Origin of the sequence: Yoonia sp. (genome assembly GCF_046498525.1) — a bacterium.
GTDB lineage: Bacteria > Pseudomonadota > Alphaproteobacteria > Rhodobacterales > Rhodobacteraceae > Yoonia.
On sequence record NZ_JAWOAN010000010.1, the window covers coordinates 1 to 7,357 of the forward strand.

General features: G+C 57.3%; 10 protein-coding genes. 8 read left to right on the forward strand and 2 right to left on the reverse strand.

Translation table 11 applies throughout. The features are described 5' to 3' along the window. The 3 genes from R6T97_RS00505 to R6T97_RS00515 all read left to right on the forward strand — a co-directional run. On the forward strand, nucleotides 1-863 hold an 863-nt coding region (locus R6T97_RS00505; protein ID WP_410347353.1), incomplete at its 5' end, for a hypothetical protein. Further along, entirely contained in the window at nucleotides 860-1,048 is a 189-nt protein-coding gene (locus tag R6T97_RS00510) for a hypothetical protein (RefSeq protein WP_410347354.1), read from the forward strand. The genes R6T97_RS00505 and R6T97_RS00510, both read left to right, overlap by 4 nt. Beyond that, nucleotides 1,041-1,349 carry a hypothetical protein gene (locus R6T97_RS00515; protein ID WP_410347355.1) on the forward strand — a complete coding sequence of 103 codons (309 nt, stop codon included), beginning with the start codon at nucleotides 1,041-1,043 and terminating at the stop codon, nucleotides 1,347-1,349. The genes R6T97_RS00510 and R6T97_RS00515 overlap by 8 nt, the downstream gene beginning before the upstream one ends. A 402-nt stretch (nucleotides 1,350-1,751) precedes the next feature. On the opposite strand, the gene R6T97_RS00520 is transcribed toward R6T97_RS00515, so the two are convergent. After that, complete coding sequence (locus tag R6T97_RS00520; RefSeq protein ID WP_410347356.1) at nucleotides 1,752-2,513, reverse strand: glutathione S-transferase family protein; 762 nt, start codon at nucleotides 2,511-2,513, stop codon at nucleotides 1,752-1,754. Beyond that, nucleotides 2,476-3,255: a transporter substrate-binding domain-containing protein gene (locus R6T97_RS00525; protein ID WP_410347357.1), complete on the reverse strand. Its 780-nt coding sequence runs from the start codon at nucleotides 3,253-3,255 to the stop codon at nucleotides 2,476-2,478. The genes R6T97_RS00520 and R6T97_RS00525 overlap by 38 nt, the downstream gene beginning before the upstream one ends. Before the next feature lie 127 nt (nucleotides 3,256-3,382). On the opposite strand from R6T97_RS00525, the gene R6T97_RS00530 reads away from it, so the two are divergent. The 5 genes from R6T97_RS00530 to R6T97_RS00550 all read left to right on the forward strand — a co-directional run. Then, nucleotides 3,383-4,117 carry an amino acid ABC transporter ATP-binding protein gene (locus tag R6T97_RS00530; protein ID WP_410347358.1) on the forward strand — a complete coding sequence of 245 codons (735 nt, stop codon included), beginning with the start codon at nucleotides 3,383-3,385 and terminating at the stop codon, nucleotides 4,115-4,117. A 10-nt stretch (nucleotides 4,118-4,127) separates the two neighbouring features. Further along, on the forward strand, nucleotides 4,128-4,865 hold the full coding sequence (locus R6T97_RS00535) for an amino acid ABC transporter permease (RefSeq protein WP_410347359.1): 738 nt from the start codon (nucleotides 4,128-4,130) through the stop codon (nucleotides 4,863-4,865). Continuing rightward, on the forward strand, nucleotides 4,865-6,229 hold the full coding sequence (locus tag R6T97_RS00540; protein WP_410347360.1) for an MATE family efflux transporter: 1,365 nt from the start codon (nucleotides 4,865-4,867) through the stop codon (nucleotides 6,227-6,229). The genes R6T97_RS00535 and R6T97_RS00540 overlap by 1 nt, the downstream gene beginning before the upstream one ends. 263 nt (nucleotides 6,230-6,492) lie before the next feature. Then, entirely contained in the window at nucleotides 6,493-6,909 is a 417-nt protein-coding gene (locus R6T97_RS00545) for a hypothetical protein (RefSeq protein ID WP_410347361.1), read from the forward strand. Between the two features lie 3 nt (nucleotides 6,910-6,912). Continuing rightward, the coding region (locus R6T97_RS00550; protein WP_410347362.1) for a hypothetical protein at nucleotides 6,913-7,357 on the forward strand (445 nt) is incomplete at its 3' end.

Consider the following 7,357-nt stretch of genomic DNA (forward strand, 5'->3'; position numbering starts at 1 on the left):
TTTACAGGCACGCCCGGCACAGGGGTGCAGATATGACCGCGAGCTTTGAAGCAGTCGACAACGTCATCCGCGTGCGCGACACCAATGGCGCCGTCGTCTTTGATACCGGCACGCCAATGCCGCATATCGCGCAGGTGATCACCGCCACGCTGAGCCACAGCTTTTTGGCCAGTGCCACCTCGCGGGTGGTCCGCAGCTTGGGCCAAACGCCTGCGGTCACGTCGGGGTGTCGGGAGCTTCAATACATTTGCAATCAGGAATATATCTGTCGCTCCGTTTATGTCTGCCGCCAGGAATATCAGTGCACGCGCGATCCGTGGACCGGCCAGACGACATGCGGCTTTGTCACTGTCTGTGGCAACGAGCAGCAATGCGGCTATGAGAATGTTTGTGGAAATGAATGGATCGATGTCGCAGGCTACGAGACCTTCGAGAGCGCCCGGGTCGAAGCCCGTGAGCATGCCCAAACCTATACACTGGGCACGCTGGCCGCAGGCACCAATCCGGATTTCCTGCTGGTGCTGCTCACCGCCAGCCGCACCCGCGCGGGCAGCCAGCAGGATTACGGCAGCTTCATCAGTGCCATTCCTGCGGGCGAGACCATCTGCGCCAATGGCAGCACGGTCCTTGAGACCGCGTTTCAGCCCAATGGCGACCCCTGGCTCAGCCGTATCCTGAGCGTGTTTCTGGAGGGCGATACTGTTAGAGCGGAATTCAACCATTCCAACCGGCAATACACATCGGCCAAAGCGCATAGTGCCACCTCGTGTCTGAGCTACCCTTCCGGGTTTGCACCCCGTGACGACACGCGCTCGGACTGGACGGTCAGCTTTGAGGTCTATGCAGGAAAGTTTACCATATGATCATCAAGATCCTCTCCACATCGCGCGACATGGTCGGTGATCTCGCCACGATCCGCGCAGAGATCCACGAGCAGCGCGCGGGTTTCACACGGGTCAAAGATACGATCGAGATCGACATCGAGGGCGGGGCCCGCATGGATGATGCGCAACTGATTGCTAAAATCGAGGAGAGTTACCATGGCTGAGACACCATTGCCGCAGGCGCCCCGCTATCTGTCACTGCCTTTTGCAAACACGCCAGTCCTTCACGATGGCCAGCATGTGGGCTTCACCGTCGGGGTGACGCTGAGCCATGATGGCCAAACCGTCACGGAATCCGTCGATGTGATCTGCGGCGCGGAACAAGCCGCCGCGCTCATCACTGGATCGATCGCGGACTTCACCGGCTGGTCGCGTCAGGCGCTTATCGCGCATGATCTTGTCACGCGCGCCAATGCGGCGATGGCGGCAAAGTTGGCCGCGCCCGCTGTCAGCAACGGCACCTAGCGTTCTTCATGTTACGCAAGTTATCCAGTCTGCCTTTGGTGTGCATCTGTCGTCTGGACGAAGGCCCGTGCGGTGGCTATGCGCAGGGAAGCGCCGTTAGCAAAATTGTGAACTCTGACCGCTCTTCAGGCTGTACTGCGGTCCAAACCGGACATCCAGTGGCTCTCTACTATGATGCGCTGCGGCCGGTTGAAGCGGCCATTTTTGGAACCTGCAGAATTTAAGCAGCTGAAGAACCGCAGAGCTCTCCCGGATAGGCAGAGATGTCTCTGAAATATAACCTATGCAGCAAGGGTCTGATTTGAGGGGCTGCATCCTTCTGCCGATACTCCAATACTTGATCAAAAATACTCGAGAGAGACGCAGACCCGTCTGGTGCCTTTTCCCATCGAAGCGGAAGCTTTAAGAAGGCTTCGCTTTTTCGAGATATGCATCCATTGCCGGCTGATAATCAATCAGTTCTTGGGCAACAACTGCAAACCTTTGCAGACGGGCATCGTATTCTGTTACGATTTCGGGCCAGTCGACCGGCAAATCCAGCGCTGTCTCGAACGCTTTGATCCATGCAAATGTCACTGCAAACCCGCAGTCGGACAACCAGAGCTTGTTGGGGTCCAGCGGGTTGGCCAAAAGCAAAAGTGCGAGTGATGAAAGATGTTTGGAGATCAGGGTGCCGCCGGCTTGCACCGCGTTTGCGTCCCGTGTCGCATAGGCGACTTGCGGGTAAATCGCACGGACTGCCGGTTCAAGGCGGGTATCATGCGACCGGCTGAATTCGCGTGCCTTGGCGCGAAGTTTTACAGACTGGGGAAGCATCGGAATACCGGGAAATGCCTCTTCGAGATATTCGGCGATAGCTTCGGAATCCGACAGCATGAACTCGTCATGTATCATGGCCGGAAGATTGCCCGAGGGCACGATAGCGCGGTAAGCGTCCGATCCGTAGCCGCCCGGCGGCGGAAGTTGCTCGAACGGTATTTCTTTGTGGCGCAGAATGATGCGCAGTTTGGCGCAGTAAACCGCGACGGGAACTGAATATATCGTCAGCATGGCAGGCCTCTTGATGTCAAAAGCCAAAGGCCAACCGCGCGGGGTTGGCCTTTGGTCGTCGATTGCGGAAAACGGATCATTCGGCCAGCAACTGCCATTTGACGCCGAGTTCATCAAAGAACCCTTGTTCCTGCTTGAGCGTGATCCACGTGTTCACATAGTTGATCCAAACCTGATCGGCCTGTGGCAGCAGCATCGCGATTGGTGTCGGCGAACGGCCGGCATCGACAGGGACGATCATCAACTGGTCGTATTGTGCGACCAGCGTGTTGGCTTCTACGTTAGATGTAATGCTTGCGTCGGCACGGCCTGACAGGACTTCCTGAAAATCACGCGCGGGCGCTTCGACGATGCGGTGGGTTGCTGCAGGAAAATACTGTTTTACTTGTGTTTCCTGCGTCGTGCCAAGGGTAGCCGCGACCGATATGCCTTCGACATTCAGATCATCCCAGTCAGAGAACCGGTCGGCATTTGTTTTCAACGTCAACGGCACAGTCGCCAATGAAAAATAGCTGTTGGAGTAGCCGGCAGCCTTTGCACGAGCCGGTGATACCGACGCAGACCCCGTGATGTGGTATTGGCCGGATGTCACGCCTGCGACCAGTGTTTTCCAGTCTGTCGGCACGAATTTGATCTCGACCCCTAGATCGGCGGCCAGTGCCGTCATCACGTCAATATCGTAGCCCTCATAAGTGTTCGTGGCGACATTCCGCATGGACATCGGGTTCCAGTCACCGGTAGTGCCCACCTTCAGCACACCTTCTGACAGAATTTCATTCAGTGCGGATTGCGCCGAGGCCTGAACGGTGCTTGCTGCGATAGCCACCACAGCGGCGGCGATTTTAAAGAATTTCATGGGTTTCCCTCGTTTTGCATTAGTTGCAGGTAGATTGCAGGGAGCCGTTGGAAATGCAAACGACCCGAGAATATTAAAATTCGCGCAAAATCTGCGTGTTAGACAGACAGAATGGAACGAAACAGCGATGCCAATCATCTCCATGAGGAACGTGTCAAAGTTATTTGGCGACTTTCAGGCATTGAAAAATGTGTCGCTTGACGTGGCTTTGGGCGAACGCGTGGTTATCTGCGGCCCGTCTGGTTCGGGCAAGTCGACGCTGATCCGTTGTATCAATCGGCTTGAAACGCATGAGGTCGGTGACATCGTCGTTGACGGCACGACCCTGACGAACAAGCCCGCCGATCTGGAAAAAATCCGCAGCAATGTTGGGATGGTCTTTCAGCAGTTCAACCTGTTCCCGCATCTCAGCGTCATGGACAATCTGTGTCTTGGTCCGCGCCGTGTTCTGGGACTGACAGAGCAAGAGGCGCGGGCGCGAGCAATGAAGCATCTTGAACGGGTGCAGATACCTGATCAGGCCGAGAAATTTCCCCGCCAGCTTTCGGGTGGCCAACAGCAGCGCGTCGCGATTGCGCGGTCACTTTGCATGGAGCCGCGGATATTGTTGTTCGATGAGCCGACATCGGCGCTTGATCCTGAAATGATCGCAGAGGTTCTGGAGGTGATGACAGAGCTCGCCTTGTCGGGCATGACCATGATCGTCGTGACCCATGAAATGGGGTTTGCGCGGCGTGTGGCCGACCGGATGGTTTTTATGGACAAGGGTGAAATCGTCGAGGTCGGCACGCCTGAAGATGTGTTCACGGCACCGAAATCCAAACGGTTCGCCACATTCATCAAGCAAATCCTGAATCACTAGAGGCCGGATCATGAAACGTTTTCTTTTGTTTGCCTCTGTGCTGCTGCTATTGTCCGGCTGTTCCGCCAATTGGGGCTGGTATGTGGTTGATCCCACTAAGACCTCGGGCTGGAACAACCTGAAATTCATGGCAAGCGGGGCCTATTACACGATCGGCATGTCGGTCACCGCAATCCTGATGTCGGTGGTCGTGGGGTTGCTGGTCGCTATTCCGGGCCTGTCGGAAAAACGCGGCTGGCGGATGTTCAACCGGACCTATGTGGAAATCGTCCGCTCCGTGCCGGTGCTGGTGCTGATCTTATGGGTATATTATGGCCTACCGGCGCTTTCGGGGATCACGCTCAATGTGTTCTGGGCCGGTGTGCTTGCCCTTGCGCTGAGTGACAGCGCCTTTCAGGCCGAGATTTTTCGTGGGGGTATCCAGTCGATCTCTCGGGGGCAATATGAGGCGGCGCAGTCCATTTCGCTGAACTACCGTGACACGATGCGCTTTGTGATCCTGCCGCAGGCGATCCGGCTGATTCTTCCGGCTCTGGGCAATCAGCTTGTCTATATGCTGAAGATGTCGTCACTCGTGTCGGTCATCGGGATGCAGGAACTGACCCGCAAAGCAAATGAACTCGTCGTGTCAGAATACCGCCCGCTGGAAATTTACACCATTCTGATGCTGGAATATCTGGTGCTGATCCTGTTTGTATCCGCTGGCGTGCGCCGGCTCGAACGGCGCCTGAATGCGAGCGATACCTGATGCAAAAAGATGACCTGACGACCGGCACGATGGCCGGTCATTTCCGCGCACTTGCCATTCCGGCGGCCTTCGGGATGCTGTTCGCCACGCTTTATAATATCGTCGATGTCTACTACGCGGGGATGCTTTCGACAGATGCGCAAGCGGGGCTTGCGATCGGGTATCAGGCGTTTTTCATTTTGATGGCTGTGGGGTTCGGGCTCGGGTCCGCGCTCAGTGCGCTGGTAAGTAACGCCAAGGGCAGCAAAGACGAATCGCAAACGCAGGTTTTCATCGCGCAGGGGCTGGCGTTCGGGGTGATTGCCACGATCGCTTCGATGGCCATCGGGTGGATACTTGGCCCCCTTTTGATCACGCTTGTGTCAGAGCCAGGCGCTTACCGTGACGCGGGGATGGGGTATTTCCGCTGGTTGATCTTTGCCTTGCCGGGCTTTTTCATGGCTTACGGCGGCAACGGAATATTGCAGGCGCACGGCGACAGCCGCAGCTTGCAACGTGCGCTCATGGTAGCATTTTTTGCAAATATTGCGCTGAACCCCTTGTTCATTTTCGGCATTCCGGGTGTGTGGGGCGGAATGGGCTTTAACGGCATCGCCGTTGCCACGATCATCAGCCAGACAGGGGTCATGGTTTTCATACTGGTTCGCATCATGCGCCTTGCGGTCATGCAATCCGTCGCCCTGTCCACGTTCCGTCCGGCACGCAAATATTTCGTCCTGATCACGGCGCAATTGGTTCCTGCCAGTTCTGCCATGATGGTTATGTTTGTGTCAGGCTTCGTCGTGCAGTTCGCGCTCAAGGAATTCGGCGCCCATGCCGTGGCGGGCTACGGGGTGGCGCTGCGGATCGAGCAAATCCTGTTGCTCCCCGTGCTGGGGATGACCGGTGCGCTGTTGCCGATTGCGGGCCAGAATTTTGGCGCGGAAGACTACGATCGGGTGCGTGCTGCGTTGCGGTTCTGCTGGCTGACTGGCTTTGCCATGACGGTTGTTGCAACCCCTACGCTGCTCCTGGGCGGTGGTATTGCGATGTCCGTGTTTACCGATGACCCTGATGTGATCGATGTCGGGGCGAGCTATCTGGCGGTCGATGCCTTCCTGTTTCCGGTTTACATGATGCTATTTTCGATAAATTCCCTGTTGCAAGCACTCAAAAAGCCGATCTGGACACTGTGGATCAGTATCTACCGTCAGGGCTTTGGTGTGGCGTTCTTTATCTGGGTGTTTATTGGCTTGCTGGATTTTACTGTCTGGGGGGTTTGGCTAGGGATTGCCGCCGCAGTAACGAGCGGCTGGGTGCTGTCTTTGTGTGTAGCGCAGTCCGTTGCTCGTAGGACGATCGGAGGATTGTTGAAAGCCACTTAGTGTCAGGATCTTGGTGGAATTCAGGGCTGTGCAGGTGGGCTGCGTACCGTCATCTGATGTTTTCGCTCGGGGGCCTGCTTTCACACGGGATGTAGCGTCAGGGACAAAACACCAGCGCCGCGTAAAAATCAACGCTGGCCGCCCACTAATTGTCGCCTGTGAGACACATCCTAATCACTGCGCATGCACCACCTTGTGCAGTTCATCCACCACCCCAACCGGCCCGCCTTTGGCGGGCTTTTTTCGTTTAAAGGAGCACCACCATGTCGTTTCAATTTTCCCCCAACGCGCGCAACGCCGCTCTTGATGCCATCGAGGCGGCCATCGGCGCCGCCCCGAAGCTGCAGCTGCGCTCGGGCGCGCTACCTGCCAATACTGGTGCCGCTGACGCCGGCAATCTGCTAGTCGAGATCGCGCTGCCCTCCGACTGGCTCGAGACTGCCGCCACCGGCATCAAAACCATCAAGGGAACTTGGACCGGCACGGGCGCTGCAGCTGCGGCTGGCGGCACCAATGCAGGCCACTTCCGCATCAAGAACACCGCCGGCACCACCACCCATGTCCAAGGCACCATCACCATCACCGGGGCGGGCGGCGATATGGAACTCGACAACCCCAATATCGCACAGAACCAGTCCGTGACGGTCACCACCTTCACCCTCACCGCAGGCGGAGCATAAGTCATGGTCACCCTCGTCAACCGTGTCCGGGTCATCACCGCCAGCACAGGCACTGGTACACTCACCCCGGGTGGCGCGGTTGACGGGTTCCAGAACTTGGCCGCGGCCGGGGTCATCAATGGCGATGTGCTGCGCTACCTCCTTGAGGAAGGCAGAGCCTGGGAGCTTGGCGTTGGGACCTATAACGCCAGCACAAATACGCTCACACGCGCCGTCATGCAGAGCAGTGCCGCCGGTCAGCCGATCAACCTCACCGGCACTGCTATCATATCGCTGGTCGTCACGGCCGAAGATCTCGCAGCAAAAGTCGAGATCAGTGATCCGCGTCTGAGTAATGCCCGCGCATGGACCGCCGCGACTGTCAGTGAGGTCGAAGCGGCCGCCGGCACCGCCACCACCCGGCGCGCCTGGACCGCGCAGCGGCTGCGCCAGGCCATCCTGGGCTGGT